We start from the raw sequence: 26503 nt of genomic DNA on the forward strand, positions 1-26503 counted from the left end.
CTTAGGCTATATGAGCCCCATCCAGTTCGAGAGCACCGCTCTTAAGCTGGCCGCATAAAGCCCGGTTCCCTCTCCACTTTTTCCGGGCAAGTCCACATAGGTCATCAGGCGGATCAGGGCATTAACGGTTTTTTCCGGATCTGCGGAAATCACACCGGAGCCTGCGATCCCAAGCGCCCCGGCGGCCTCGCGCCAGATCGGATGCGCCCACTCATCCGGCACAACCGGCAGGCACTGGACGCCCCCCCAGACCACGGCCACAGCAAACAGCAGGGCTGGCACTCTCAGGCGCCGCAACGGCATGCCGGGGTTAATCCGCCCCCGGAGAGCCGCGACCGCCCAGAGGACAGCAATCCCCCCCACGGCCACGGCCAGCAAAGACCATGACTACGGCCGGTTGGAGGCCAGCGGCAGCGGCGCCAGAACAACAAGAGCCGTCAAGGCCATAAACAGGCGGTCGTTCCCCGAGAAACGGTTACTGCCGGACATTGTCCCCTCCCGGAAGACCTGACGTTTCCTGCTCCATCAGATGGCGGACTATCATCTCAGCCGCCCCACCGGTCCCGAAGGCCAGCGTCCCCCGTGTGGAGGGTCCCCCGGCCCGCAGACCGGGCAGAATCTCCCGCACCGCTGCGAGAATGGTTCCGGCGTCGGTCCCGACCAGCTGCCCGGTCCCCGCGCCCAGGACCTCGGGCCGTTCCGTGCTGTCCCGCATGATCAGAACCAGCTTCCCCAGAAATGCGGCTTCCTCCTGCACCCCTCCGGAGTCACTCAGGATCATCGAGGCATCCTCAAGAAGACCGATAAAATCAACATAGGTTTGGGGCGCGATCACCTGAAGGTTCGGATGCCTGCCCCGAAGACGCTGGACCAGCCCCGACAGAGCCGGATTGGGATGCGCCGGGAAAACAACGCGGCACCCCTCTTCCACCGATAACCGGACCAGAGCCTCTTCAACCTGTGCAAGACGGTCTGCACGCAGGTTTTCACGGCGATGCAGGGTCACAAGCACCATCGGCGCGTCGTTCACAACCTCAGGGCCGGGGTCCGGCCGTGCGGAAGCCGCCCGTTTTTGCTCCAGCATGCGGCGGGCCAGCAACAGCGCATCAATCACCGTATTGCCCGTCACCACGATCCGGTCTTCCGGAACCCCTTCCCGCAGCAGGTTCTCCCGCGCCCCCGGTGTTGGGGCAAAATGCAGGTCAGCACAAGCACTCTTTCTTTGCCCATCGGGAATCCAGAGACAGAAGACGTACCCGTTATTCCAGAACCAGAGTCACCCACGGCTTCAGCCGAATCCGGCGCTTCAGCCGCAGCCCCTGCATCTGATAAGCGGCACGGACCATGGTTTCCTGACGCTCCAGCAGACCCGCCAGAATCACCCGCCCGCCCGGAGCAAGCGCCGCAGCAAGGTCACGCGCCATCGAACACAGCGGCCGAGCCAGAATATTGGCGCAGATCACGTCGTAAGGACCATTTTCCTTCACAGCGCGGGTCTTAAAGCCATCCCCCGGGAAAATGGTCATGTGATGAGCGACACCATTCCGCTGAGCATTGAAGCGGGTCACGCGGACGCTTTCTTCATCAATGTCAGTCGCCACCACCGGAATCTTCCAGCGCTTGGCCATCGCCAGCCCAAGGATCCCCGATCCGCAGCCCATATCAAGGGCATTGCCAAGGCCGGTGGTGATCGGCGCACCTTCCTTGCCAATCTGGTCCAGCGCCAACAGGCAACCATAGGTGCTCTGATGTTCCCCGGATCCAAATGCCGTCGCCGCATCCACCAGCAGAGGAATGCTGCCAACCGGAGGGCGGTCCGTCCAATGGGAACCATGCACGAAGAACCGCCCGGCGCGGATCGGCGGGAAGCTTTGCAGGTTTTCCGCCAGCCAATTCCGCGGCGCTTCATGCTCAACGGTCAGCTCAGGCTCCGGGATCCCCGCAACCTGCGCCGCCAGTGACAGGGCTGCCGTCACTTCTGCCTGATCAAACGGACCATCCGAATAGGCATCGACCATCCACATGCCATCCTGCGGCCCGCCATCTTCGATCAGAAAGCACAGGAAGGCACCAAAATGCGGCTCCAGAGCCGTTTCATAGGCTTCCACCGCTTCTTTCGGGATCACGAAGCGCAGACGGTACACGTCCTGAGCCTTCTTATGCGCCATTGCAGCTGTTCCTTCCTGACCGAATCAGACCGTTCTTCCGCGGTTTTTACCAGCCTCAGCCCCGCCTGTCTTGTGGTTTTCAGCGCCCGTTTCTATGCGCACAGGCTCACCCCAACCCGAACGGGTAGTATGGCAGCAGCCATGCACCAAATGCGCAGGGACCGTGCAAAAATGGCGCTCCAGATCCTGACGCAAGCGAGTAAGGTATAAGAGAAAGGTCAGCAATGCTGACTCTCATGTTTCAAGGAGACCTGACATGTCCACCCTGTCGCCCGAAACCAACACCGTCTCCGCATATCAGGCTGCCACCGCGGCCCGGGGTGCCATGGCTGGCAGCTTCTTCTCCACGCTGTCGCGTTGGCTGCGCGGCAAGCGCTGACACCGTCGCCTTCAAGGCGGTCCGGCCTCAGGTCGAAGAGGGTCTTCCCGTTAACGATCAGGCCACAGCACGCAGTGCCTGCGCCAAAAACAAACCCCCGCTGGCGTGACACGCCCAGCGGGGGTTTTTCTCCAACGACACTTCCAGCAGCTCAGGCAGCGGTTTCCCGCGCCAGACTGCTGTGGGCAAAGGCGCTTTCGAAGTCGACGGCCATCCGGATTTCGCGCAGCGGCCGGACCCGGCGGATCGACTCTTCATACAACGGGTGGGCCTTATAGGCCTCAAGCGCTTCGTAGCTGTCGAACTCCCCGTAGACGATCACGTCGATTTCCTTCGACAGACCATCGCGCTTGGAATTGTAAGCGACTTCAAAATGATGAGATCCGGGAATGTCGCGGAGAATCGACAGACCATCGCGGATCACTTCCACATCAGCCTGATTTTTGGCGCTGAACAGCACAATGTGACGGATCACAGCTTCACCTCTTCACCGGCAGAGCAGGCCTCTGACCGCTCCGCAATCGTTGTGGGGCATCCCGCCCCGGTTGCCCTGCACATGCACCCTTTCCCCTGCGCCGTCAAGGGAAAGGCCAGCCTCAGGCTTCAGGGCTCCGCGCTGACGAAACTGTCGATCACCTTCTTGCGCCCGGCCTTGTCAAAATCGACCTCCAGCTTGTTGCCATCCACGGCACAGACCCGGCCATGACCGAACTTCTGATGAAACACCCGGTCCCCGACGGAAAATCCACCAGCACTGTCCCGGGCCGCCACCTGCCACGTCAGCCCTTCCTTCTCCCGGAAAGCCTGCTTGCGCTGCCCCCAGCCACTGTCAGCCCCGGCCCCATCCCAGCTGGACCACGGCTCCCGCTGTCCACGCCCGCCACCCATCAGGCCGACATCAGAGTCCTCTTCCTTAAACTCCTCCGGAACCTCGCCGATAAACCGGGACGGCACGCACATCACCCAGTCGCGGAAAATCCGGCGCTGCGAGGCATGGGTGATGAACACCCGCTTCCGGGCCCGGGTCAGGCCGACATAGGCCAGCCGCCGCTCTTCCTCCAGCGCCGAGACGCCGCCCTCATCCAGCGCCCGACGGTTGGGGAAGACCTCTTCTTCCCACCCCGGCAGGAAGACGGTGTCAAACTCCAGTCCCTTTGCGGCGTGCAGGGTCATCAGGGTGACTGCATCGCCGCTTTCGGCCTTGCTGTCGTTCTCCATCACCAGCGAGACGTGTTCCAGAAAGTCCATCAGGCTGTCGTAGTCTTCCAGCCCACGGATAAATTCCTGAAGGTTTTCTACCCGGCCCGGAGCCTCCGGGCTCTTGTCCTTCTTCCACATCTCCAGATAACCGGAACCATCCAGCACCGTCGCCGCCAGTTCCGACGGATCCATCTGCTCCCGCAGAGCGGCCCATTCATCAATCGCCTCGACAAACCCGCGCAGGGCGGCACGAGGCTTCGGCTTCAGCTCATCAGTCTCCAGCACCGAGCGCGCCGCCTGCAACAGCGGACAGCCCAAAGCCCGGGATGACAGATGGATGGTCTGCAAGGCGGCATCACCCAACCCGCGCTTCGGCAGATTGATAATCCGCTCAAAGGCCAGATCATCGGCAGGCTGCTCAATCAGGCGCAGATAGGCCATCGCATCGCGGATTTCCTGCCGTTCATAGAAGCGCAGACCGCCGACCATGCGATAGGGCGTCCCGGTGGTGATCAGGCGTTCTTCAAACTCACGGGTCTGGAACCCGGCCCGCACCAGAACCGCCATCGATGCCAGCCGCTCGCCCCGGCGGTGCAGGCTTTCCATCTGCTCCACCACATGGCGGGCCTCCGCCGGGCCATCCCAGACCCCATAGACGCGGATCGGATCGCCATCTTCGGTGGCCCCGGCGGCCCGCAGGTCCTTGCCGAGCCGACCGGTGTTATTGCGGATCAGCGCCGACGCCGCCCCGAGAATCGTCGGGGTTGAACGGTAATTCCGCTCCAGCCGCACCACCTGCGCACCGGGAAAATCATGTTCGAAGCGCAGAATGTTGCCGACCTCGGCCCCCCGCCACGAATAGATCGACTGATCGTCGTCCCCGACACAGCAGATATTACGGTGCCCGCGCGCCAGCAGACGCAGCCACAGATACTGGGCGGTATTGGTATCCTGATACTCATCCACCAGAATGTAGCGGAACTGATCCTGATAGGCGGCCAGAACCTCAACATGATCGCGCAGGATCACCAGCACATGCAGCAGCAGATCGCCGAAGTCACAGGCATTCAGTGCCAGCAGCCGGGCCTGATAGGCGCGGTACAGCTCCAACAGGCGCCCCCCGGCGATCTCCCCGCCGGTTTCCTGCCCCGGAACCTGATCGGGCGTCCATCCCCGGTCCTTCCAGCGCTGGATCACCCCCATGACCATCACCACCGGCCACTTCTTCACGTCCACCCCGGCCTCTTCCATCAGGGCTTTGAGGACGCGGTTCTGGTCATCGCTGTCCAGAATGCTGAAACCGGACTGAAGGCCGACCTTGTCGGCATGCTTGCGCAGCATCCGCAGGGCCAGCGCATGGAAGGTGCCCAGCCAGACCGCATCGGCGGCCGGGCCGATCAGGCCGGAGACCCGTTCCCGCATTTCCCGGGCTGCCCGGTTGGTGAAGGTCACCGCCAGCACCCGCCACGGCTGGGCCAGCCGCGAGGCAATGATATGGGTCAGCCGGGTGGTCAGCACCCGGGTCTTGCCGGTGCCGGCCCCGGACAGAACCAGCAGCGGCCCTTCGGTGATTGTCACCGCCTGCCGCTGCTCCGGATTCAGGCCGGTCAGCCAAGGAGGATCCATTCCCACCGGCGGCGGAGGGGGGGTGTAGTCTTCGGTCAGGTCAAAGGCGTCGTCCATCATGCCGGTACTATAGGGGCTTCCGGGCAATCACACAGCAAAAAATGCGGACAAAAGCAGAACGGGGCCACCCTTCGGCAGCCCCGTCCCCGTTGATGGTCTGCAAGACCGTCAGGTCGTTGTTTTCACAAAACGGTCCCACTCCCCGGACAGCCCCTGCGTGCGGCCATCCAGCATCGATGCGGTTTCCGCCAGCGTTCCGGTGTGGGAACTGGTGCGGGTGATGCTGCTGCGCATACCGTCCAGCCGCTCCACCACGGTCCGCGTCCGCTCCGACGCCACCGTGATGTGTTCGGCCATTTCCCGGGTCGCCGCTGACTGCTGCTCCACCGATTCGGTGATGGTTGCGGCAATCTGCTCGATCGCCCCGATGGTCCCCGACACCTCATCGTTCACCCGGACCGCATCCAGCGCCGCCTCCTGCACTGCGGAGATCTGGGCGGCAATGTCTTCCGTCGCCTTGGCCGTCTGCTGGGCCAGCCCTTTGACCTCCTCCGCCACCACCGCGAAGCCTTTCCCGGCATCCCCGGCGCGGGCCGCTTCAATGGTTGCGTTCAGGGCCAGCATCTGGGTCTGGGAGGCAATCTCGGTGATCATGCTGGTGATCTCGCCGATGCGGTGGGTCACCTGCGCCAGACCGGAGAGGGTTTCGCTGCTGCGCTGCGCTCCCTGCGCCGCCTCTGCCGCGATGGCGGCCGAACGCCCGACCTGCGCGCTGATCTCGCCGATGGAGGCCGCGAGTTCCTCCGCCGCTGCCGCCACCGACTGCACGGTCGCCGACGTATCTTCCACCATCCCGGAGACAGACAGCGTCTCGGATGTCGCTTCCTCGGCAAAGGCATTCAGCGACACCACAGCATCGGAGACACTGCGGACATCACTCAACACCCCGTCAATCGTGGTGCGGAAGGTATTGGACAGACGCTCCTGCGCCGAGACCACCGTCCAGATCAGCATCGTACTGACATGGGCCCCGGACTGGTCGTGCAGGGCACTGAGGCGCTGATCAACCGTCTCGTCCCCGATCGCAATCCGGGCGCGGTGCGGCAGGGTGGCGGCCTGCGTCACCTGCCGCAGCAGATCAGCTCCGCCCCCCGGCAGATCGCTGACCCGACGCCCCGTCAGGGCCGCAGGATCGCAGGGCAGATGTTGCCGCATATCGTACAGCACGGTCCCCATCGCCTTGTTGAAATAGGTCACGGTGCCATCCTGCGCCGAGCAGGTCAGGATATTGATCGGCATTTCCTCCAGCATATCCTGGAGCATAAAGGCGCGGACCGTCACCGTGTGCAGCGATTCCAGCGCCACGGACATCGACCCGATCTCGTCACTGCGGGCGAAACTCGGCATTCGGCCGCTGGTATCCCCCCGGGCCAGCAGCTCCACCGCATCGGCCAGTTTTGACAGCGGATCCACCAGACGGCGCTGAATGAAGACCTGAACCCCGACAAAAATCACCGCCACCGCCGCCAGCGACAGGGCAAGGCTGAGGATGGCAATCCGCCATGCCGCCTTGTCCCGGGCTTCCAGCTGGGCATTGGCGGTGTCAAGCACCAGCCGGTCGAAGCCATAGGCGGCCGCGATCACCTTCGGGGCCAGTTCGGCAATTTCGGCCACATCCTTTTTCAGGATCCGCGCCGCCCCGATCGGCAAACCAAGGGCCGCCGCCATCGCCGGTTCCTGCGGCTCCGCCTTGGCTTTCAGGGTCGAAGCCAGAAAGTTAGACTGCTGCACGAAGGTTTTTGCCGGTTCCTCAAGCACCGGCATCAGGGCCGGGGCCGTCGCCGCCACCACTGACATCGCCTGATCCACCGACTGAAGGGCATTCACAATCACCCCTTCGGCCTTCAGGATCTCCATATTCCCTTCCGATGTGATCATCTTCCGGGGGGCCGCCTTCAGGTACAGGTCGGTGCTTTGCCCCAGCAGTCTGGACACCAACGGTGTCCGGTCCAGCGTCACCGCCATCAGGGCGGAGATTTCAGGGTTGGCATCGGCACTGATGCCGGACTGATTGGCGGCGGCACGGCGGGCTTCCGCCACCGCCCCCCGCAAGGAAAACAGGGTATCGGGATTGGCCGCCTTCTGCCACGCTTCCAGCGCGGCGGCGGCCTTGGCGACACTGTCGCTGACCCCCGGCAGATTGCCGGACTGTGCCACCGCCGCCGCCTGCTGGGCCACCAGCGGCTCGGCGGGTGGAGCCGCCGCCCCGGTGAGGTTGAGGGCCACCGCCTCATCAACCGAGGACAACCATTTTAGGATGGTCAGTCCGTAGAGTTCCCGTTCCGTATCCTTCACCAAGGTCATTTTTTCATTGAGCAGCAGCCCGAGAAAGATGACCGAAGGTATGAGGAACAGAACATTAACGACGGAAAGCTGGCCCCTGAGCTTCATTCTTTTAAACATGGGTATCCCCGGTTCAGTCCGGCTTCTGCGTGCCGGTAAACATTGACATCCCGGGAGCATCCTCCTTACGCCCGTTCTGTCTGCCATTCCTGCGATAGTGGCCGAAAGGGGCAGACAACAACAAGCCCGAGGGCAGTTAGGCGAAAAAACTATCAAATATGCTTTTTTCGGCACTATCTTCCAAAAAAATCCATGATCAATTCATAAAGTGACCCTGTTCCGCTGATAGCATGGCGGATTACCCTGTCACAGAATCCCGGAAACATCAGCAAATCCGCCGATTCGCAGTCTTCCATCCTGCGGAAGGCCTACGACAGGTTCAACACCCCCTTTTTCCGCGTGATGGAACGCAACACCATCGTATAATCGGCTTGCGCGCTCACTTTTTCGACTGACAGCATACAAAAACCGCCCGGTTTGCACCGGGCGGTTTTTTCAACGGGTCTGTTCAAAGACCAGACACGAGATCGGCACAGTGTCCACAGTCCGGACAGTTCTGACCTTTTTATAACCAGCTCCTCCGCAATCAGAGGAAGGCCAAAACCACCCCCGGACCGCACATCAGGACGGCTGCTGTGCCTTCATCTGATCAACCTGCAAACGGATCAGATCATTGAGGCGGCCAACCGTCACCGACGGATCAGACAGCGCTGCGGAATATTCAGAACGGTATGTGATGGCCATCGAAACCCCTTCGACAATCAGGTCAACCACCCGCCAGCCATCCTCGCGCATCCGCAGGCGCCAACGCACCGACAGCGGCTTCTGGCCTTCCGTCTGCTCCACCATCGTATCGACGTAAGCCCCGGCGTCGCCGTCAGCCTGCACCCCGGTCACAGCCAGCTTCTGGCCGTTGTAGTCCTTGAAGCGGCGCGCCCAGGTGTAGACGTTCAGTTCCCGGAACTGCTCGACAAAGCGCGCCTGCTGCGCCGCATCGGCATCCTTCCACGACCGCCCCAGCACAAAGCGGGCAATCGACGGCATATCAAAATACCGGTCGAACAGGCCACGGAACCGTTCAATCTTCTCCGCCTGCGGCACATTGGCACCGACAACCTCGCGCACCCCCTGCTCGGCCACTTCCGCGACCATCGCCCGGGCCTTCTCGAGATCAGCCGCAGCGGCTGCCGGAGCCTGCATTGAGGCCATCACCGAAACCAACACCATAAGCACCGGAGCAATCCAGCGAATCCAACGCATCATCTGACTGAGCTTCCTGCTTTACAGATCGGGACCAAAGAAGCCGCCCCCGGCGGACGGGGACACCATACGGTGGCAAAACACACGACACACCTGAAATATGGTTCCGGTGTGACATTCTGCGGGGGCATCGCCCCCGCCGCGCGGGAGACAGCCGGACCCCGGCTGCCGTCGCACGACGCCCTAACAGAACCGCCCCCCGGAAAATCCGGAGGGCGGCCCTGAAACAGACAACAGCCGGATCACTGCTTTTTCGGCGGATCCTGGAAGTCGAAGGAGGCCCCATCGACCCCACCGGCATAGGCTCCGGCGGGCTGATTGCTGATTTCGGCGGCCCGGCGCTGACGGTACATACTGCGCAGGGCGACATAGGTATCCAGAGAAGACCGTTCAATCTCGTTGATCGGGTCGATCAGACCGGCACGGGCATCGACAATGGTCAGGCCGGTCCGGGCCCACTGGAACTCATCCCAGTTTTTGGCCGCCGCCAGAATGCGCACCGGATCCATCGCCCAGTCAACCGCCCGGCCGACGGCATCGCGGGCGTTGGAGGGCCCGAGAAGCGGCAACACCAGATACGGGCCTTCGCCCACACCGGCGGTGGCCAGGGTCTGGCCGAAATCTTCGTCGTGGCGCTTGAAGCCCATCGGGGCGGCGATGTCATGCAGACCGGCCAGACCCCAGGTGGAATTGATCAGGAAGCGCATGAACGTGGTCCACGCCCGGTCCCACTCGCCCTGCATCAGGTCGTTGGCCAGAACCACCGGGCTGGCCAGATTGCGCAGCGTATTGCCGATCCGCTCCTGAATCGGGTCCGGCAGACCGTCGCGGTAGGCATAGGCCAGCGGACGCAGAAGCACATAGTCAACCGCCTGGTTGACGCCGTACACGGCCCGGTTGACCGGTTCCAGCGGGTCATTGGCACCGGTGTCGGAAGAGGCACAGGCGGTGGCGGTCAGCAGCACGGTGCCCAGCAGGGCAGCCCGCAGACCGGCCTTGCGCCAGCGCCGGAACGGAAGGAATGCGGCCGCAATGCCAGCAGCACGGTGAGACATTTCTTGGCCCATCTGCGGTCGGTCCATCTGTTTATCGATCCCTGCCTCTGTCATTCGGCGGCAGCCGCTGCTCTCTGCTGACCGGAGCCTGTCAGCCCCGGAACACTGCGCCGGTTTCCTTCAGAGCGGTCCCTTCCGCCCTGTCGGAGTCCACAAAAACTGCCTGTCCGCGCTTTATTTCAGGCCCTTTTCAGGGCTGACACTGCGTGACCTGCTTAGAAAGCGGTAGCACACAATGGTTAAAATTTCCAGACACGAGGACAGACTGCCCCCGTGGTCCCGCGTACAATTGCTGCGGATAGTGGCAGAGATGACACGCCTGCACCAGTCACTTTCTGGCATGGGTGCACTGCAACGGTCAGGCCCCGGGCAACCGCACCGGCAAAATTCCTCTGGACACATCCAGATATAAAGATATCCTTATGTCGCTTTAAGAGTAGAGCCATCGCCTGCCCACCACACTGCCTGCTCAGGAGCCGTCATGGAAACCGTACTTGCCGGACTGCGCGCCGCCGGAGAAGAGACGCGCCTGCGTCTTCTGGCCCTCTGCGCCCGGGGTGACCTGACCGTCACCGACATGTGCCGGATCGTCGGGCAAAGCCAGCCGCGTATTTCCCGCCACCTGAAAGTGCTGTGTGACACGGAGTTGCTCGAGCGGTTCCGTGAAGGCAGCTGGGTGTTCTACCGCGCGGCCCGCAACGGGGACGGTGCCGCCCTGACCGGCCACATCCTCGGCCTGATCCCCGAGGATGACGCCGTTCTCAGCGCCGACCGCGCCCGGATGGATCAGGTCCGGGAAGAGCGCGCCGAAGCCGCCGCCGCCTACTTCCGCGACAATGCCGCCAACTGGGATGCCATCCGGTCCCTGCATGTTGATGACCGGGAAGTGGACCGGGCCCTGCTGAGCCGTCTCGGCAACGGGCGGATCCGCCATCTGGTTGATATCGGCACCGGCACCGGCCGCCTGCTGACCCTGCTGGGGCCACAGGCCGATCAGGCTACCGGACTGGATCTCAGCCGCGAAATGCTGGCGGTGGCCCGCGCCGCGCTGGACCGGGACGGCCTGCGCCACTGCGTCGCCCGCCCGGGGGATATGTATGCGGTGCCCCTGCCCGATGCCACCGCCGATCTGGTGACCATCCATCAGGTTCTGCACTACGCTGACCGTCCCGCCGCTGCGATTCAGGAGGCCGCCCGCGTGCTGGCCCCCGGCGGACGGCTGGCGGTGATCGACTTTGCCCCGCACGATCTGGAAGAGCTGCGCACCCAGCACAACCACCGCCGCCTCGGCTTTTCCACCGAGGAGGTCTCGGCGTGGTGCTGCCATGCCGGACTGACCCTGACCTCGGCAGAATCCCTTGCCGGACGCCCGGCCTCCGGCCAGCCGCTGACCGTGGTGCTGTGGCTGGCGGAAAAAGCCGCCTGATCCCGTTTCCTCGCCGTCCCCGTGTTCCCTTTCCCGGAGTTTGAAAGACCATGACCGAGTCCCAACAGGCCGCGATCACCAAACCGATCGAAGTCAGCTTCGAGTTCTTCCCGCCGAAGACCGAGAAGATGCAGGAAAACCTGTGGACCTGCGTCAAGCGTCTGGCGCCGCTGGCCCCGTCGTTCGTCTCCGTCACCTACGGGGCTGGCGGATCCACCCGGGAGCGGACCCATGACATCGTCACCTCCATCACCCGCGATTTCGGCATTCCCGCCGCCGCCCATCTGACCTGCGTCGCCGCCACCCGGGAAGAGGTGAATGCGGTGGCACAGGAATACTGGGATGCCGGAATCCGCCATCTGGTCGCCCTGCGCGGCGATCCGCCGGATGGGGAAACCGATTACCTGCCGCATCCGGGCGGCTATGCCTATGCCGCCGACCTGATCGAAGGCCTGAAGGCGGTCGCTGATTTCGAAATTTCGGTGGCAGCCTACCCGGAAGTGCACCCGCAGGCGCTGTCCGCCCGCGATGATCTGGACAACCTGAAGCGCAAGATCGACGCCGGGGCCACCCGCGCCATCACCCAGTACTTCTTTGATGCCGACACCTACCGCCGCTTTGTTGACCGGGCGCAGGCCGCCGGGATCGGTGTGCCGATCGTGCCGGGCATCCTGCCGGTGACCAACTTCTCACAGGTGGTCAAGTTCTCGCGGGCCTGCGGCACCACCGTTCCCGCCTGGCTGCGCGACCGCTTTGAAGGGCTGGATGATGACCCGCGCACCCGCGAGCTGGTCGCCGCCACCACCGCCGCCGAACTGTGCGAGGACCTCCAGAAGGACGGCGTGCGGAATTTTCACTTCTACACCCTCAACCGCGCTGACCTGACCTACGCCATCTGCCATATTCTCGGCGTGCGCCCGCAGCGCCCGGCAGCGGCCTGACCATCCGCCTGTCCTATCTCTACCCAGCTGTGACTTTCCATAAGGACTCCCTGTGATGAGCGATTTCCTGACCCACCTGAAGGACCGCGTGCTGTTGTGCGACGGCGGCATGGGGAGTCTGGTGCAGGCGATGAACCTGTCGGTCGATGGCGACTTCGACGGCAAGGAAAACTGCACGGAAGTGCTGAACCTGACCCGTCCGGACGTCATCCGCTCCATCCACGCCCGCTATTATGCGGCCGGGGCCGATATGGTGCAGTCCAACAGCTTCGGCGGCAGCCCGCTCACGCTGGAAGAGTTCGAACTGGGCAGCAAGGCGTTTGAGATCAACAAACGCTCGGCGGAAATCGCCCGCGAGGCGGCGGAAGAGTTCGCCCATGATGGCCGGGCCCGCTTTGTGCTGGGCGGCATCGGGCCGGGCACCAAACTGCCCAGCCTCGGCCATATTGATTATGACACGCTGGAAAGCGGCTATCATATTCAGGCCGCCGGGCTGATCGCCGGGGGCTGTGATGCCATCCTGATCGAAACCTGTCAGGATCCGCTCCAGTTCAAGGCCGCCATCAACGGCAGCAAACTGGCGCGGGAACAGGCCGGAAAGCACATCCCGATCCTGCTGCAGGTGACGGTGGAAACCACCGGCACCCTGCTGGTCGGCACCGACATCGGTGCCGCCGCCACCATCGCCCATGCGCTGGGGGTGGACGGCATGGGCCTGAACTGTGCCACCGGCCCGGCGGAAATGGCCGATCATGTGAAATGGCTGTCGGAAAACTGGCCGGGCCTGATTTCGATCCAGCCCAACGCCGGGCTGCCGGAGCTGCGCGACGGCCAGACCTACTATCCGCTGACCCCGAACGAACTGGCCAGCTGGCACGAACGCTTCCTGAAGGAAGACGGGGTCAACATCCTCGGGTCCTGCTGCGGCTCCACCCCGGACCACACCGCCGCCGTCAACGCCATGCTGACCCGCGTCGGCAACGGCGACCGCCCGGCCCCGGTCAGGCGCAGCCATCACTGGGTGCCCGCCGTCGCCTCCCTCTATGGCCGCGTCGATCTGCGGCAGGAAAACGCCTTCCTGTCGATCGGTGAACGCTGCAACGCCAACGGGTCGAAGAAGTTCCGCCTGCTTCAGGACGCCGAGGACTGGGACGGCACCGTCGCCATGGGCCGGGAACAGGTGCGGGAAGGATCCCACACCCTCGATATCTGCACCGCCTTCGTCGGCCGCAACGAAATCCATGACATGACGCAGGTGGTCAGCCGCATGCGCGGGTCGGTCAACGCGCCGCTGGTGATCGACTCCACCGAAACCCCGGTGATTGAAACCGCCCTGAAGCTGTACGGCGGCAAGTCAATCATCAACTCCATCAACTTCGAGGACGGCGAACACCACGCCGACGAACGGGTCAAGCTGGCCCGCAAGTTCGGCGCGGCGGTGATTGCCCTGACCATCGACGAAGTCGGCATGGCGAAGGACTGTGACGGCAAGGTGCGGATTGCCAAGCGCCTGCACCAGTTCGCCTGCGAGGAACGCGGCCTGCCCGCCAGTGACCTGATGTTCGACCCGCTGACCTTCACCATCTGCACCGGCAACGATGATGACCGTCAGCTGGGGCTGGAAACCCTGAACGCCATCGAACAGATCGCCCGCGAGCTGCCCGAGTGTCAGATCATCCTCGGCCTGTCCAACATCTCCTTCGGTCTGAAGCCGCTGGCCCGGCAGGTGCTGAACTCGGTGTTCCTGCATCACGCCGTGCAACGCGGGATGACCGGGGCGATCGTCCATGTCTCCAAGATCCTGCCGCTGCACAAAATTCCGGCGGAAGAGGTACAGGTGGCCGAAGATCTGATCTTTGACCGCCGCCGCGAGGGCTATGACCCCCTGCATGCCTTCATCGCCCTGTTCAAGGACCGGGAAGGCGGAACTGCCGTCAAGCAGGCCCTGCCGACCACCATTGAGGACCGGCTGAAGCAGCGCATCGTCGACGGCGACCGGCTGGATCTGGAAACCGACCTTGCCAAGGCGATGGAAACCTACAGCCCGCTGGACATCATCAACACCCTGTTGCTGGACGGCATGAAGGTGGTGGGCGAGCTGTTCGGTTCCGGCCAGATGCAGCTTCCCTTCGTGCTGCAATCGGCGGAAACCATGAAAACCGCCGTCGCCTACCTTGAGCAGTTCATGGAAAAGGCCGACGGTCAGGCCAAGGGCACGCTGGTGCTGGCCACCGTCAAGGGCGATGTCCATGACATCGGCAAGAATCTTGTCGATATCATCCTAACCAACAACGGCTACCGGGTGATCAATCTGGGTATCAAGCAGCCGATTGCCTCGATCATTCAGGCGGCAAAGGAACATCAGGCCGACGCCGTCGGCATGTCCGGCCTGCTGGTGAAGTCCACCGTCATCATGAAGGAAAATCTGGAGGAAATGGCCCGTCAAGGGCTGTCGGTTCCGGTGATGCTGGGCGGTGCGGCGCTGACCCGCGCCTTCGTCGAGGAAGACTGCGTCAAGGCCTATGCCAACGGCGGCGACACCGGACTGGTGGCCTATGCCCGCGATGCCTTTGACGGACTGGACCTGATGGCCAAGGTGGTCGAGGGCCGCTTCGACGACCATGTGAAGGAGGCCACCACCAAGCGGGCTCAGCGCCCGTCGCGGCGGTCATCCAACGAGAACATGGCCGCCCCGGATGTGCAGTCGATCACCCAGCGCCCGGTGGACTGGGACGAGATCTCGCTGCGCCGTCAGGAGCTGGCACAGGCCAACGACATTCCGGCCCCGCCGTTCTGGGGGCCGGCACTGGTGGAGAATGTGCCGCTGAAGGCGCTGGTGCCCTACATCAACGAAGTGATGCTGTATCAGTTCCAGTGGGGCTTTAAAAAGCAGGGCCGCGACCGCGATGAATGGCGGGCATGGGTGCAGCAGGACGTCAAGCCGATCCTGAAGCGGATGCTGGACCTGTGTGAGGCCGAGGACATCCTGCATCCGAAGGCCGCCTATGGGTACTGGAAATGCGCCAGCGACGGCGACGCCATCGTGCTGTTCGAGGACGACGCACAGGGCAATGAGCGGGAAGCCGGGCGTTTTGCCTTCCCCCGCCAGCCGTTCAAGGGCGGGCTGTGTCTGGCCGATTTCGTGCGCGAAGCCGACAGCGGCCACCGCGACGTGATCGGCCTTCAGGTGGTGACCATGGGCGAGCGCGCCTCTGATGTCGCCCGCGACTGGTTCGCCGCCAACCGTTATCAGGATTACCTGTACCTGCATGGCCTGTCGGTGGAAATGGCCGAGGCGATGGCTGAATACGTCCACAAGCGGATCCGCGCCGAGCTTGGCTTTGCCGGGGAAGACGCCCGCGAGATCCCGGAGCTGCTGAAGCAGAATTATCGGGGATCCCGTTATTCCTTCGGCTATCCGGCCTGCCCCAATCTGGCCGATCAGGCCCTGTTGCTCGACCTGCTGAAGGCCGACCGGCTGGGCCTGCGGATGAGCGAGGGGGATCAGCTGCATCCGGAACAGTCCACCAGCGCCATTGTCCTGCATCACCCGCAGGCCAAGTACTTCAAGGTCTGAGGTCAGGCCATCCGCCGACAGCCCCGGGGATCCTTCTCCGGGGCTGTCCGGCAGGACTTACAGAATCACCGGGTGCCCCCGGCCTTTCAGGCAGTCGGTGACGATCTTCTGCCGTTCGTTGCGGGTTTCCAGCGCCCCCATCACCCCGACCGCGGCCAGACCGATCCCGGCCCCGGCCCCGACACTGCCCCACTGCCGGTCATTGGCGAGGCCGATCCCGCTGCCGACCGCCGTGCCCAAGGCCATTTCCTCCAGCCGGTTGCCATTGAAGTAGGACCGCTGCTCCGCCAGTTGCTGGCAGGCGGCAAGGTCACTTTCCAGCCGGGCGCGGACCTCCGGCGCATAGGCGGGATTGCCGGTATCGACAATCGGCCGGTATCCGGCCCCACTGTCCGCCGCACAGCCGGTGACCAGCAGGACCAGCCCCAGCAGAATCATCCGTCCGTCGTGTGTACCCTTTGACATGATCAGTCGTTTCCATCGGTCATCCATGACAGCGCGCCCCCGGTTCAAGTCCGGATGGCATCCTCCTGTTGTGTGCCGAAACGACCGGAAACGCGTCCGGATGGATCCGCCCGGACGTCCGGCAGGAGGATCCGGACACCGCCGGATAATCCCGGTTGCCGCCCGGACGCCGACACGGCAGGATGGCGCCCCGCTCCGGCGGCCTGACGGGTGATCCCCCCCTTCCTCACCGAAAGAACCATGATGCTGCGTCGTTTCCTGTCCCTCCTCAGTCTCAGCCTGTTCTGCGCCCTTGCTGCCTGTGGCGGCGTGCCGGAAGACGGATCCTCCGCCGCAGAATGGCGGAAGCTGGCCGCCGATGCCGCCGATGACCGGGCGTGGATCGCCGACCGCGAGAAAGAGGCCAAGGCCATGCACGTCAAAGTGCGGCAGCTGATCGGTGTGGTCCCGGAGGAACAGCCGAAATTCAAGGCACTGGTCGACTTCTACGTCCGCCTGAGCAAGCAGGAGGACGCGCTGGCCGAGGCGGTCGGATTCTATGACCCGATTCTGGAACGGATCTGGACCGGGCGCGGCTTTCCCGGCATCGAGTCGGCCCAGAAAGCACAGGCCGATGCCTTTGCCCGCGCCAGAGAGCCGGGCACCCGGATTGAGGCCTTGCGGGATGAATTTAAGGCCCTGTCGGCAAACTGAGGCAGACCGGCCCCGGTTTTCCGCCCTGCTGCCGGTTTCCCTGCGGGAGACCATTGATCCTGACCCGGAGGTTCCGTTAGTCTATTAACGAATGGTAAAGGTTTTTGCCGCACATCCCCACCGGGGGATTGGTCCAGACAGACACAAATCAGCGGATCCGCATGCGGATCCCGTACCGTCGCTGGGCTGAGCAAGCAGGGGAAAGACCGTCGTTGAGCAACGATGTGAACTATCATACCGCGGTTGCCGATCCATCGGATCGGGCCCACCGGTTCTCGCAGCAGGTGCTGCATAGTCTTCAGGCTTTGGGGCTTCCCCCCAGCCCGGAGAACTATGCGGCGTGGTATCTGTATGCCTCCGGGGCCAACCGCGCCCTGTGTGACGAGATTGATACCCACCTCGCCACCCGCCATGGCATCAGCAATGAGGCGCTGCGCGCCCTGCATGACCGCCACCTGGGATCCGCCAGCGAGGCCGAAGGGCTGGAACGGGTGTCCGGTGGGATTGACAGTGCCCTGAAGTCGCTTCTGATCCATATCGGGCATGCCGGGGCCACAGCGGTGCAGCACGGGCAGACCCTCGGCACCCTCACCTCGGCCCTGCGGCACGCCGACCCGGCGGATCTGACCCATCTGGTGCACAGCCTGATGGGCGAGGCCGAGCGGATGGCCAAGCTCAACCGCCAGCTGGAAGAGCGCCTCAATCAGTCGGCGCGCGAAATCGCCCGCCTGCGCAGCGATCTGGAAACGGTGCGTCTGGAGGCCAACACCGATCCCCTGACCGGCCTGAGCAACCGCCGCGCCTTTGAGCGGGTGGTCAGTGACCGCCTGCTGTCCCACGACGGGCAGCTTCTGCTGCTGATGCTGGATCTCGATCATTTCCACCGCTTCAACGAACAGTACGGGCACACGGTCGGCGATCAGGTGCTGCGGCTGGTCGGCAGAACCATCCAGACCCATGTTCCGGCCGGGGCGCTGTCCTGCCGCTATGGCGGCGAGGAATTCTGCATCGCCCTGCCGGACTGTACGGTGGATCAGGGCCGGAGCATCGCCGAAACCCTGTGCACCACCCTGTCCACCCGGGTGCTGCGCAACCGCCGCACCGGCGACATGCTGGGCAACCTGACCCTGTCCATCGGCATGGCCGCCCATCAGAGCGGCGAAAGCCAGCACAGCCTGTTCGAACGGACGGAAGCCGCCCTGCTGTCTGCCAAGGCGCAGGGGCGGAACCGCGTCTGTACCGCCGAAGACGATCTCGACGAACTGGATATGGTGGACTGACCGGCCAGCCGCCGGGGCACCGTCTTCAGACCGTGCTGAGCAGCATGCTGGTCTCGCTGTTTTCAATGCCGTCGATGGTCCGCACTTCCCGCAGGACACGGTCAAAATCCGTCAGGCTTTCTGCCCGGATCTCGGCAATCAGATCCCACGCCCCATTGGTGGTGTGCAGCGACACCAGTTCCGGCATGCCGCGCAGCTGCCGGATCACCGCAGTGGTTGACCGCCCCGCCACCTGAATCATCATGATGGCACGGATCGCCTGCGTGTCGTAATCCTGCCGGAACCGCACCGTGAACCCGAGAATCGCCCCGGATTCCATCATCCGGTCCAGACGGGTCTGCACTGTCGCCCGGGATACCCCGAGAATCGCCGCCAGCTTGGAGACGGGAGCCCGCCCGTCTTCCCGCAGTGCGGCAATCAGGCGGCGGTCAAGATCATCAAAGATATGCATTGTACAAAATGCTCACTGTCATCGGGCAAGAATGACAGTTTATCTATCAAATCCTCCAAGTTTCAACATTGTTGAGGCACTTTGCCCCTCCGTACACTGGTCTCAAGATCCAATGACGGATATGGGAGACGTCCTCATGGTACGGTATGTCGGTGTGGAAAATATGGTGCGGCTGGTCCGTACAGTCGGCGTTGAACAGTGGCTGACCGGCCTTGCCGCCGTGATCGAGGAAGATTTCCGCCGCTGGCCTTCCTTCGAGAAGACCCCGCGCGTCGCCAGCCATTCCCGCGATGGGGTGATTGAGCTGATGCCGACCAGTGACGGCACGCTCTATGGCTTCAAATACGTCAACGGCCACCCGAAGAACACCCGGTCCGGTTTGCAGACCGTCACCGCCTTCGGTGTGCTGTCGGATGTGGAAACCGGCTACCCGGTGCTGCTGTCGGAAATGACCCTGACCACCGCCCTGCGCACCGCCGCCACCTCGGCGCTGGCGGCCCGGTATCTGGCCCGCCCGGACTCGTCGGTGATGGCACTGATCGGGCTGGGGTCGCAGTCGGAGTTTCAGGCGCTGGCCTTCCGGGCCCTGATGGGCATCACCCGTCTGCGGGTGTTTGATATCGATCCCACCGCCACGGAAAAGTTTGTCCGCAACCTTGGCGCCGCCGGATTTGACATCACCGTGGCCACCAGCACGCAGGATGCCGTGCAGGGCGCGGATATCATCACCACCGTCACTGCCGACAAGCAGATGGCCACCATTCTGTCCGATAACATGATCGGGGCCGGGGTCCACCTGAATGCCGTCGGCGGCGACTGTCCCGGCAAGACCGAGCTTCAGGCCGATATCCTCCGCCGGGCCGATGTGTTTGTCGAACTGCCGGAACAGACCCGGATCGAAGGGGAAATTCAGCAGATGCCGGCTGACTTCCCGGTCACCGAACTGTGGCAGGTCATCACCGGACAGGTTGAAGGCCGCCGGACCGCCCAGCAGATCACGCTGTTTGATTCCGTCGGTTTTGCCATTGAGGACTTCTCGGCCCTGCGCTTCCTCTACGGGCAGCTCAACGGCACCGACTGCTACGAAGACATTGACCTGCTGACCGAACCGGACGATCCGCGTGACCTGTTCGGCCTGCTGTCTCCCCCCACCCCCGGCCACAGCAACGGCCAGTCCCGTGGCCTTGCCACCTGATATCCCCCCGGAGCATCCCCGATCATGAAAGCCGTTTACTCCCCGCTGCACAGCCGCCACGACGGCGGCATGGAACTGCACCGGGGTGAGCTTGTCCCCTGTTACGAAATGCCGCGCCGGGCCGATTACATTCTCGCGGCCATTGAGGCGGCGGGGCTGGAAACCCTGCCGCCCCGCCCGTTTACACTGGAAACGGTGCTTAAGGTGCATGATGCCGCCTTCGTCACCTTTCTGCGCACCGCCTTTGACCAGTGGAAGGCCATCGGCAAGGACGGCTTCATGCTGCCCAGCGGCTTCGCCGCCCGCTCGATGCGGCAGGACGTGATCCCGCCGGGCATCAACGGCAAGCTGGGCTATTACTGCTATGACGCCGGAACCCCGATCGTCGAAGGCACATGGGATGCGGTTCTGGCCTCGGCCCACTGCGCCCTGACGGCGGCGGCGCTGGTGGCGGACGGGGAGCGCAGCGCCTATGCCCTGTGCCGCCCGCCGGGCCACCATGCCGGGGCCAGCACTTACGGCGGCTACTGCTTCCTCAACAATGCCGCCATTGCCGCCCAGTACCTGCGCGATCACGGGTCGGCCCGCGTGGTGGTGCTGGATGTCGATTACCATCACGGTAACGGCACGCAGGATATCTTCTGGTCGCGCGAGGACGTGATGACGGTGTCGGTACATGGCTCGCCGGAAACCGAGTATCCGTTCTTCCGGGGGTTTGCCGATGAACGCGGAGAGGGCAAGGGCGAGGGCTTCTGCCACAACTTCCCGCTGCCGCGTGGCACCGGCTGGGATGAGTACAGCGCGACGCTGGATCAGGCGCTGGCGGTGATCCGCGACTATGCCCCGGATGCGGTGGTGATCTCGTTGGGGGTGGATACCTACGAGAACGACCCGATCAGCGCCTTCACACTGGGCCAGCAGCATTACCCGCTGATCGGGGCGAAGATCGCCACGCTCGGCCTGCCGACGGTGTTCGTGCAGGAAGGCGGCTATGCGGTGGCCGATATCGGCACCAACGTTGCCAATGTCCTCACCGGGTTTGAGCAGGCAACCGCCTGAGCCTGCCTTTCCAGAGACCGTCTCTGCTCCCTGTTACACGTTCCCTCTGAACGGACTCGACTGACCCCGCAGCCTTCTGCGGGGTCTTTTTTTCATACCGGAAGAACCATCCAAATCATAACGCCGGTTTCACTATGCAATTTGTATAATTTTTTCAAAAAATCTTAAAAGTCAGAGGATTGGCATATCACTTTGGCATTCATACAGTAAACCATAGAGACCGTTCCCTCAGAGAGGACACCTTCCATGCCCCGTCCGTCCGTTCAGGCTCCCCGCAGCGTTGTGATGATCCGGCCGCATCACTTCCGGCCCAACCCGGATACCGCCGCCGACAACCGCTTCCAGCGCGACAGTGACAGTGCGCAGGACGCGCTGGCCCGTGCTGCCTACGGCGAAGTCACCGAGGCAGCCCGCCAGCTGGAACAGGCCGGGATCACCGTTCACCTGTTTGAGGATACCGGCACCGAAACCCCGGACTCGGTGTTTCCCAACAACTGGTTTTCCACCCATTCCGGCGGGCACGTCGCCATTTACCCGATGTTTGCCCCCAGCCGCCGCAAGGAACGGCGCAGCGATGTGATCGAGATGCTGAAGCACCGCTACCGGGTGCAGGATGTCATCGATTATTCCGGTCTGGAGCAGGACAACCTGTTTCTGGAAGGAACCGGGGCGATGGTGCTGGACCACCTCGACCGCGTCGCCTATGCCGCCCGCTCCAACCGGACCAACGAAGTGGCGATGGAACGGTTCTGCACCCATTTCAATTTTGAGCCGATGGTGTTTGACGCTGTCGATGCCGACGGAACCCCGGTGTATCACACCAATGTCCTGATGTGCGTCGGCAGCGATATCAGTCTGGTCGGCCTCGACTGTATCCGTGACGCCCAGCGCCGGGCGGAAATTGCCGACCGCCTGACCGCCGGGGGCCGCGCCCTGATCGACCTCAGCCACGACCAGATTGCTGATTTCGCCGGAAATGCCATCGAGCTACAGGGCACCCATGGCCGGGTTCTGGCCCTGTCCGCCCGCGCCGCCGCCAGCCTGACCAAAAGCCAGAAGGCCCGGCTGGAACGCCATGTCACCCTGCTGCCGCTGTCGGTGCCGACCATCGAGCTGGCCGGGGGATCGGTCCGCTGCATGCTGGCAGGCATTCACCTTGCCCCGCGCCCCGGAACAGCAGCCTGAGACAGGCCTATCCAGAGGCAGATGGCAGAGACAGAAACCAAAGACAGAATGAAAAAAGCCCCGCCCGGTTTTCCCGGACGGGGCTTTTCTGTCGGAACCGATCCTCAGTTGTCGAGGAAGCTGCGCAGCTTGCGCGACCGCGACGGGTGCTTCAGCTTCCGCAGGGCCTTGGCCTCGATCTGACGGATACGTTCGCGGGTCACGCTGAACTGCTGACCGACTTCTTCCAGCGTGTGGTCGGTGTTCATCCCGATCCCGAAGCGCATGCGCAGCACACGCTCTTCACGCGGGGTCAGAGTGGCCAGTATACGGGTACAGGTCTCACGCAGGTTGGAGTTGATCGCGGCATCCAGCGGCTGTACGGCGTTCTTGTCCTCGATGAAGTCGCCGAGGTGGCTGTCTTCCTCGTCCCCGATCGGGGTTTCGAGGGAGATCGGCTCCTTGGCGATCTTCAGGACCTTGCGGACCTTTTCCAGCGGCATCTGGAGCTTTTCCGCCAGCTCTTCCGGGGTCGGCTCACGGCCGATCTCGTGCAGCATCTGGCGGCTGGTGCGGACCAGCTTGTTGATCGTTTCGATCATATGCACCGGAATACGGATGGTGCGGGCCTGATCGGCGATCGAGCGGGTGATCGCCTGCCGGATCCACCACGTGGCATAGGTCGAGAACTTATAGCCGCGCCGGTATTCGAACTTGTCCACCGCCTTCATCAGGCCGATGTTCCCTTCCTGAATCAGGTCAAGGAACTGAAGGCCACGGTTGGTGTACTTCTTGGCGATCGAGATCACCAGACGCAGGTTAGCCTCGATCATTTCCTTTTTGGCGCGGGAGGCTTCGCGTTCGCCCTTCTGGACGGTCTGAACAATACGGCGGAACTCGCTGATCGGCTGACGGGCCTGATCGGCGATCTGGGAAATCGCCTCACGCACCTTCTGCACTTCGCGGGCATGACGGGTGGCAAAGTCCTTCCAGCCCTTGCCAGACCGACCGGCCACAACTTCCAGCCAGTTCGGATCCATTTCCGAACCGTAATAGGCATCCAGGAAGTCTTCGCGCTTCACCTTGCTGTCAACAGCCAGACGCAGCAGCTTGCCTTCCAGCATCATCAGCTTCTTGTTCAGGTCGTTCAGATGTTCGACCAGATACTCGATGCGGGCGTTGTTGAGATGGACCCCTTCCATCATCTTGACCATTTCCGACCGCATCTTGTCGTATTTTTTCTCGACAGCGGCGGGCACTTCGTCCCCGGCGGAAATATGGGCCAGACGCTGGTCCTGGACCTTCTTCATCTTGTGGTAGGCACCGGCGATCTTCTCGAAAGACTCGAGAATGATCGGCAGCAGTTCGGTTTCCATGGCCGACAGGCTGACGGAGCTTTCCTCCAGTTCGCCTTCGTGCTCGCCTTCGCCCTCAGCGTCGGCTTCGCCCTCGACAACCGCTTCCCCGTCGGCTGCGGTCTCGTCGTCCTCGTCCCCGTCTTCTTTCTTGACCGGAGTCACAGCAGCCACCGGAGCGGCCGGAGCCCGGACCGGGCGGGCCCCCGGCTGCGGCAGGGCCGCTTCTTCGGCCTCAACAGCTTCCAGATCGACGCCTTCGGCAATCGGATCATCGGCGCCGTAGGTGGTTTCAAGGTCGATGATGTCGCGCAGCAACATCTTACCTTCGACCAGCGAATCGTGCCAGTCGAGCAGGGCGGAGATGGTCAGCGGGCTTTCGCAGATGCCGCCGATCATCATCTCGCGGCCGGCTTCGATCCGCTTGGCGATGGCGATTTCGCCCTCGCGCGACAGCAGTTCCACCGACCCCATTTCGCGCAGATACATGCGCACCGGGTCATCGGTCCGGCCCAGATCTTCTTCCGAAACATTCCCGGCGGTGGACTCGTCATCGGAGGATTCCGCCGTGCTGGCCTCTTCCTCGTCATTCTCGACGATATTGATCCCCAGATCCGACAGCATCGCCATCGAGTCTTCGATCTGCTCCGACGAAAAATCTTCCGACGGCAGGGCGGCGTTCAGCTCGTCATAGGTGACGTACCCGCGTTCCTTGCCCTTGGCCACCAGCTTGCGGACAGCCGCATTCAGGGTGTCGAGCAGCGGCCCTTCCTGCGCGTCTTCATTGGGTTCCGGGGTATCCGTCGTTGCGGTCGCCTTCGTCGCCATACCCGTGCAAACTCCTTAAACCTGTTGCGGCGGCCCCGGACGGAACCGCCAACCCTGCTCTTACTGGTACCGCGCGGTCCGGCCGGTTTCCCGGCCTGTCCGTCCTGTTACTCGTCACCGGGCATTCGCTCATGCCCCTTCAGCGCCACAAAGGTCTCGAAGGTCTCCGGGGTCGGGTCATCACCCAACTGCTCGACAATCCGGTCGATATCGGCCTTCAGATCAATACGGCGCGTCAGCTCGAACGTGTGATCCCATCCGGTCCGTGCCGCATCCAGTTCCGCATCGGGGCGGCAGAAGGCGGCATGGACCCAGACGTTGGAGGATAAAAGACCACGCACGGCGGATTCCAGCCCATCCGCGTGTAAGTGGCTTTTCACACTGTCAAAGTCAAGACCCGGTTCACGACCGAGCAGGATTAAGAGAGCACGACGGATCTTGTCAAGGTCCGGTTCCGGAAGTTCCAACGATCCGAGCCGTTCTTCGATGTGATCAAACAGCCGGGGATGGCACAGGGCGGTGGCCACCAGAATGCGCCGACGGGTGGCTTCAGCACTTTCCGCCGACAGTTTCGGCACCAGCATTCCGGCAGCGGGCAACGGCGGCAACGGGGCCGACCAGCGCGGTGGCTGGCGGTTTCCCCAGCCTTTTCCACCACTGCGCGGACCCCAGCCCCCCCCGCCTGCGGCAGGCTTGCCGCCATAGGCCGGGCGCTGCGGGCGGAACAGATCCCGCAGCCGGTCGCGAAAGGCCTGACGGTAATACTGCTGAACCGTCCGGTCTTCGATTCCGCGCGCCATATCTTCCAGATGGGCCTCCAGCGCGGCGCGGCGCTCCGGAGTCGTCAGGTCCCGGCCTTCCAGCGCCATCGACCACAGCATGTCCATCAACGGCCGCGCCGCCGACAGCGCCGACCGCAGGGCCTGCGGCCCCTCATCGCGGAGAATTTCATCCGGGTCACGCCCGCCCGGCAGCAGGGCAAAGCGCAGGGACCGCCCCGGCTTCAGCACCGCCAGCGCCCGTTCCGCCGCCCGCGCCGCCGCCCGTTGCCCGGCGGCATCGCCGTCGAAGCAGAGAATCGGCTCTTCCGCCAGCTTCCACAGCTCTTCAATCTGGGTTTCGGTGAGGGCGGTGCCCAGCGGGGCCACCGCCTGCGGAATGCCGCCCCGGGTCAGGGCGATCACGTCCATATACCCTTCGGCGACCACCACTTCGTTGGCTTTGCCCGCCGGTTCGCGCGCCTGCGCCAGATTGAACAACACCTGCCCCTTGTGGAACACCGGGGTCTCCGGGCTGTTCAGATACTTCGGCTGACCGTCACCCAGCGTCCGCGCCCCGAAGGCGATCACCCGGCCCCGGCGGTCGGTGATCGGGAACATCACCCGGTCGCGGAAATATTCACCAAGCGATCCATCGTCCCGGCGCTTCAGCAGCCCAGCCTCGACCAGTTGGTCCTCGCCGATGTTCTGCCGCGCCAGCGCGCCCTTCAGCACGCCGCCGCCGGGGGCCCAGCCCAGCCGGAACTGACGGATGACGGCATCACTCAGGCCCCGGCGGCGCAGGTAGCCAAGCCCGTCCTGCCCGCCGGGCAGCATCAGGTTCTGCTGGAAAAAGGCGCAGGCAGCCTCCAGCACCTCCAGCACCCCGGCCCGGCGCTTGGCATCCTCCGCTTCGCGCGGTGTACTTTTGGGGACCTCAAGACCGGCTTCGGCGGCCAGTTTCTCCACCGCCTCCATGAAGCCGAGATTGCCCTGCTCCATCTCAAAGGTCAGGACGTCACCATGGGCCCCACAGCCGAAGCAGTGGTAAAACCCCTTGTCGTCATTGACCGTAAAGGAGGGCGATTTTTCCTTATGGAACGGGCACAGGCCGACATGTTCGCGGCCGCGCCGGATCAGCCGGACCCGCCGCCCGATCACAGAGGACAGGGTGATGCGGGCCCGGAGCTCATCCAGAAACTGGGCTGGCAGCGCCATCA

21 protein-coding genes are annotated in these 26503 nt (G+C 63.4%); 9 read left to right on the top strand and 12 right to left on the bottom strand.

Annotated features, from left to right (window positions below; translation table 11 throughout):
• Nucleotides 1-6: 6 nt before the first annotated feature.
• The 3 genes from FHS48_RS13925 to FHS48_RS13935 all read right to left on the bottom strand — a co-directional run bounded on the left by FHS48_RS13925 (nucleotide 7) and on the right by FHS48_RS13935 (nucleotide 2168).
• Nucleotides 7-303: a hypothetical protein gene (locus FHS48_RS13925; RefSeq protein ID WP_184264189.1), complete on the bottom strand. Its 297-nt coding sequence runs from the start codon at nucleotides 301-303 to the stop codon at nucleotides 7-9.
• Nucleotides 304-475: 172 nt separating this feature from the next.
• On the bottom strand, nucleotides 476-1237 hold the full coding sequence (locus FHS48_RS13930) for a UDP-N-acetyl glucosamine 2-epimerase (RefSeq protein ID WP_184264372.1): 762 nt from the start codon (nucleotides 1235-1237) through the stop codon (nucleotides 476-478).
• A 22-nt stretch (nucleotides 1238-1259) separates the two neighbouring features.
• Nucleotides 1260-2168: a 50S ribosomal protein L11 methyltransferase gene (locus FHS48_RS13935; protein ID WP_184264190.1), complete on the bottom strand. Its 909-nt coding sequence runs from the start codon at nucleotides 2166-2168 to the stop codon at nucleotides 1260-1262.
• 256 nt (nucleotides 2169-2424) lie between these two features.
• Between FHS48_RS13935 and FHS48_RS20170 the strand changes: the two genes are divergently transcribed.
• Nucleotides 2425-2547, top strand: coding sequence for a hypothetical protein (locus FHS48_RS20170; RefSeq protein WP_260402486.1), 123 nt, complete (start codon nucleotides 2425-2427; stop codon nucleotides 2545-2547).
• Between the two features lie 151 nt (nucleotides 2548-2698).
• Here FHS48_RS20170 and FHS48_RS13940 read toward each other — a convergent pair whose 3' ends face one another.
• From FHS48_RS13940 to FHS48_RS13960, 5 genes are all read right to left on the bottom strand, one after another.
• On the bottom strand, nucleotides 2699-3022 hold the full coding sequence (locus tag FHS48_RS13940; RefSeq protein WP_184264191.1) for a Dabb family protein: 324 nt from the start codon (nucleotides 3020-3022) through the stop codon (nucleotides 2699-2701).
• A gap of 128 nt (nucleotides 3023-3150) precedes the next feature.
• On the bottom strand, nucleotides 3151-5433 hold the full coding sequence (locus FHS48_RS13945; RefSeq protein WP_184264192.1) for an ATP-dependent helicase: 2283 nt from the start codon (nucleotides 5431-5433) through the stop codon (nucleotides 3151-3153).
• 108 nt (nucleotides 5434-5541) lie between these two features.
• Nucleotides 5542-7737 (bottom strand): methyl-accepting chemotaxis protein, encoded by a 2196-nt coding sequence (locus FHS48_RS13950; RefSeq protein ID WP_184264193.1) that lies wholly within the window; start codon nucleotides 7735-7737, stop codon nucleotides 5542-5544.
• Nucleotides 7738-8397: 660 nt separating this feature from the next.
• Nucleotides 8398-9039 (bottom strand): MlaC/ttg2D family ABC transporter substrate-binding protein, encoded by a 642-nt coding sequence (locus FHS48_RS13955; RefSeq protein ID WP_184264194.1) that lies wholly within the window; start codon nucleotides 9037-9039, stop codon nucleotides 8398-8400.
• A gap of 239 nt (nucleotides 9040-9278) precedes the next feature.
• Nucleotides 9279-10091, bottom strand: coding sequence for an MlaA family lipoprotein (locus FHS48_RS13960; protein WP_260402487.1), 813 nt, complete (start codon nucleotides 10089-10091; stop codon nucleotides 9279-9281).
• Nucleotides 10092-10572: 481 nt separating this feature from the next.
• Here FHS48_RS13960 and FHS48_RS13965 point away from each other — a divergent pair, with 481 nt between their 5' ends.
• From FHS48_RS13965 to metH, 3 genes are read left to right on the top strand one after another with little or no spacing between them, the layout of a single operon-like run.
• Nucleotides 10573-11517: an ArsR/SmtB family transcription factor gene (locus FHS48_RS13965; protein ID WP_184264196.1), complete on the top strand. Its 945-nt coding sequence runs from the start codon at nucleotides 10573-10575 to the stop codon at nucleotides 11515-11517.
• 50 nt (nucleotides 11518-11567) lie between these two features.
• On the top strand, nucleotides 11568-12458 hold the full coding sequence (gene metF / locus FHS48_RS13970; protein ID WP_184264197.1) for a methylenetetrahydrofolate reductase: 891 nt from the start codon (nucleotides 11568-11570) through the stop codon (nucleotides 12456-12458).
• A 55-nt stretch (nucleotides 12459-12513) separates the two neighbouring features.
• Nucleotides 12514-16035 (top strand): methionine synthase, encoded by a 3522-nt coding sequence (metH, locus tag FHS48_RS13975; RefSeq protein WP_184264198.1) that lies wholly within the window; start codon nucleotides 12514-12516, stop codon nucleotides 16033-16035.
• Between the two features lie 57 nt (nucleotides 16036-16092).
• Here the strand turns inward: metH and FHS48_RS13980 are convergent, their stop codons facing one another.
• The gene (locus tag FHS48_RS13980) at nucleotides 16093-16500 is read right to left on the bottom strand and encodes a hypothetical protein (protein WP_221443523.1); all 408 of its coding nucleotides are present in this window, start codon (nucleotides 16498-16500) and stop codon (nucleotides 16093-16095) included.
• 240 nt (nucleotides 16501-16740) lie between these two features.
• Between FHS48_RS13980 and FHS48_RS13985 the strand changes: the two genes are divergently transcribed.
• Complete coding sequence (locus tag FHS48_RS13985) at nucleotides 16741-17193, top strand: hypothetical protein (RefSeq protein WP_184264199.1); 453 nt, start codon at nucleotides 16741-16743, stop codon at nucleotides 17191-17193.
• Between the two features lie 212 nt (nucleotides 17194-17405).
• Nucleotides 17406-18473 carry a GGDEF domain-containing protein gene (locus tag FHS48_RS13990; RefSeq protein WP_184264200.1) on the top strand — a complete coding sequence of 356 codons (1068 nt, stop codon included), beginning with the start codon at nucleotides 17406-17408 and terminating at the stop codon, nucleotides 18471-18473.
• A 25-nt stretch (nucleotides 18474-18498) separates the two neighbouring features.
• Here FHS48_RS13990 and FHS48_RS13995 read toward each other — a convergent pair whose 3' ends face one another.
• Nucleotides 18499-18924 carry an Lrp/AsnC family transcriptional regulator gene (locus FHS48_RS13995; protein WP_184264201.1) on the bottom strand — a complete coding sequence of 142 codons (426 nt, stop codon included), beginning with the start codon at nucleotides 18922-18924 and terminating at the stop codon, nucleotides 18499-18501.
• A 136-nt stretch (nucleotides 18925-19060) separates the two neighbouring features.
• Between FHS48_RS13995 and FHS48_RS14000 the strand changes: the two genes are divergently transcribed.
• From FHS48_RS14000 to ctlX, 3 genes are all read left to right on the top strand, one after another.
• Nucleotides 19061-20119 (top strand): ornithine cyclodeaminase, encoded by a 1059-nt coding sequence (locus FHS48_RS14000; RefSeq protein WP_311769143.1) that lies wholly within the window; start codon nucleotides 19061-19063, stop codon nucleotides 20117-20119.
• A 24-nt stretch (nucleotides 20120-20143) separates the two neighbouring features.
• On the top strand, nucleotides 20144-21178 hold the full coding sequence (locus FHS48_RS14005) for a histone deacetylase family protein (RefSeq protein ID WP_184264203.1): 1035 nt from the start codon (nucleotides 20144-20146) through the stop codon (nucleotides 21176-21178).
• Between the two features lie 246 nt (nucleotides 21179-21424).
• A complete protein-coding gene (ctlX, locus tag FHS48_RS14010; RefSeq protein WP_184264204.1) occupies nucleotides 21425-22363 on the top strand; it encodes a citrulline utilization hydrolase CtlX in 939 nt (312 codons plus the stop codon).
• A 104-nt stretch (nucleotides 22364-22467) separates the two neighbouring features.
• Here the strand turns inward: ctlX and rpoD are convergent, their stop codons facing one another.
• A complete protein-coding gene (gene rpoD, locus FHS48_RS14015) occupies nucleotides 22468-24525 on the bottom strand; it encodes an RNA polymerase sigma factor RpoD (RefSeq protein ID WP_184264205.1) in 2058 nt (685 codons plus the stop codon).
• 107 nt (nucleotides 24526-24632) lie between these two features.
• Nucleotides 24633-26501 (bottom strand): DNA primase, encoded by a 1869-nt coding sequence (dnaG, locus tag FHS48_RS14020; RefSeq protein WP_184264206.1) that lies wholly within the window; start codon nucleotides 26499-26501, stop codon nucleotides 24633-24635.
• Between the last annotated feature and the right edge of the window lie 2 nt (nucleotides 26502-26503).

The sequence above is a fragment of the Novispirillum itersonii genome (assembly GCF_014205675.1).
In the GTDB taxonomy this organism is placed as follows: Bacteria; Pseudomonadota; Alphaproteobacteria; order Rhodospirillales; family Rhodospirillaceae; genus Novispirillum; species Novispirillum itersonii_A.

Bases quoted from the DNA above. Each gene is read 5' to 3' on its own strand.
- FHS48_RS20170 (WP_260402486.1), top strand. From the start codon at position 2,425: ATGTCCACCCTGTCGCCCGAAACCAACACCGTCTCCGCATATCAGGCT.
- FHS48_RS14005 (WP_184264203.1), top strand. From the start codon at position 20,144: ATGAAAGCCGTTTACTCCCCGCTGCACAGCCGCCACGACGGCGGCATG.
- FHS48_RS13980 (WP_221443523.1), bottom strand. From the start codon at position 16,500: ATGTCAAAGGGTACACACGACGGACGGATGATTCTGCTGGGGCTGGTC.
- FHS48_RS14000 (WP_311769143.1), top strand. From the start codon at position 19,061: ATGGTACGGTATGTCGGTGTGGAAAATATGGTGCGGCTGGTCCGTACA.
- FHS48_RS13935 (WP_184264190.1), bottom strand. From the start codon at position 2,168: ATGGCGCATAAGAAGGCTCAGGACGTGTACCGTCTGCGCTTCGTGATC.
- FHS48_RS13960 (WP_260402487.1), bottom strand. From the start codon at position 10,091: ATGTCTCACCGTGCTGCTGGCATTGCGGCCGCATTCCTTCCGTTCCGG.
- rpoD (WP_184264205.1), bottom strand. From the start codon at position 24,525: ATGGCGACGAAGGCGACCGCAACGACGGATACCCCGGAACCCAATGAA.
- FHS48_RS13925 (WP_184264189.1), bottom strand. From the start codon at position 303: ATGCCGTTGCGGCGCCTGAGAGTGCCAGCCCTGCTGTTTGCTGTGGCC.
- FHS48_RS13955 (WP_184264194.1), bottom strand. From the start codon at position 9,039: ATGATGCGTTGGATTCGCTGGATTGCTCCGGTGCTTATGGTGTTGGTT.
- metF (WP_184264197.1), top strand. From the start codon at position 11,568: ATGACCGAGTCCCAACAGGCCGCGATCACCAAACCGATCGAAGTCAGC.
- FHS48_RS13945 (WP_184264192.1), bottom strand. From the start codon at position 5,433: ATGATGGACGACGCCTTTGACCTGACCGAAGACTACACCCCCCCTCCG.
- FHS48_RS13985 (WP_184264199.1), top strand. From the start codon at position 16,741: ATGATGCTGCGTCGTTTCCTGTCCCTCCTCAGTCTCAGCCTGTTCTGC.
- ctlX (WP_184264204.1), top strand. From the start codon at position 21,425: ATGCCCCGTCCGTCCGTTCAGGCTCCCCGCAGCGTTGTGATGATCCGG.
- FHS48_RS13950 (WP_184264193.1), bottom strand. From the start codon at position 7,737: ATGACCTTGGTGAAGGATACGGAACGGGAACTCTACGGACTGACCATC.
- dnaG (WP_184264206.1), bottom strand. From the start codon at position 26,501: ATGGCGCTGCCAGCCCAGTTTCTGGATGAGCTCCGGGCCCGCATCACC.
- metH (WP_184264198.1), top strand. From the start codon at position 12,514: ATGAGCGATTTCCTGACCCACCTGAAGGACCGCGTGCTGTTGTGCGAC.
- FHS48_RS13965 (WP_184264196.1), top strand. From the start codon at position 10,573: ATGGAAACCGTACTTGCCGGACTGCGCGCCGCCGGAGAAGAGACGCGC.
- FHS48_RS13995 (WP_184264201.1), bottom strand. From the start codon at position 18,924: ATGCATATCTTTGATGATCTTGACCGCCGCCTGATTGCCGCACTGCGG.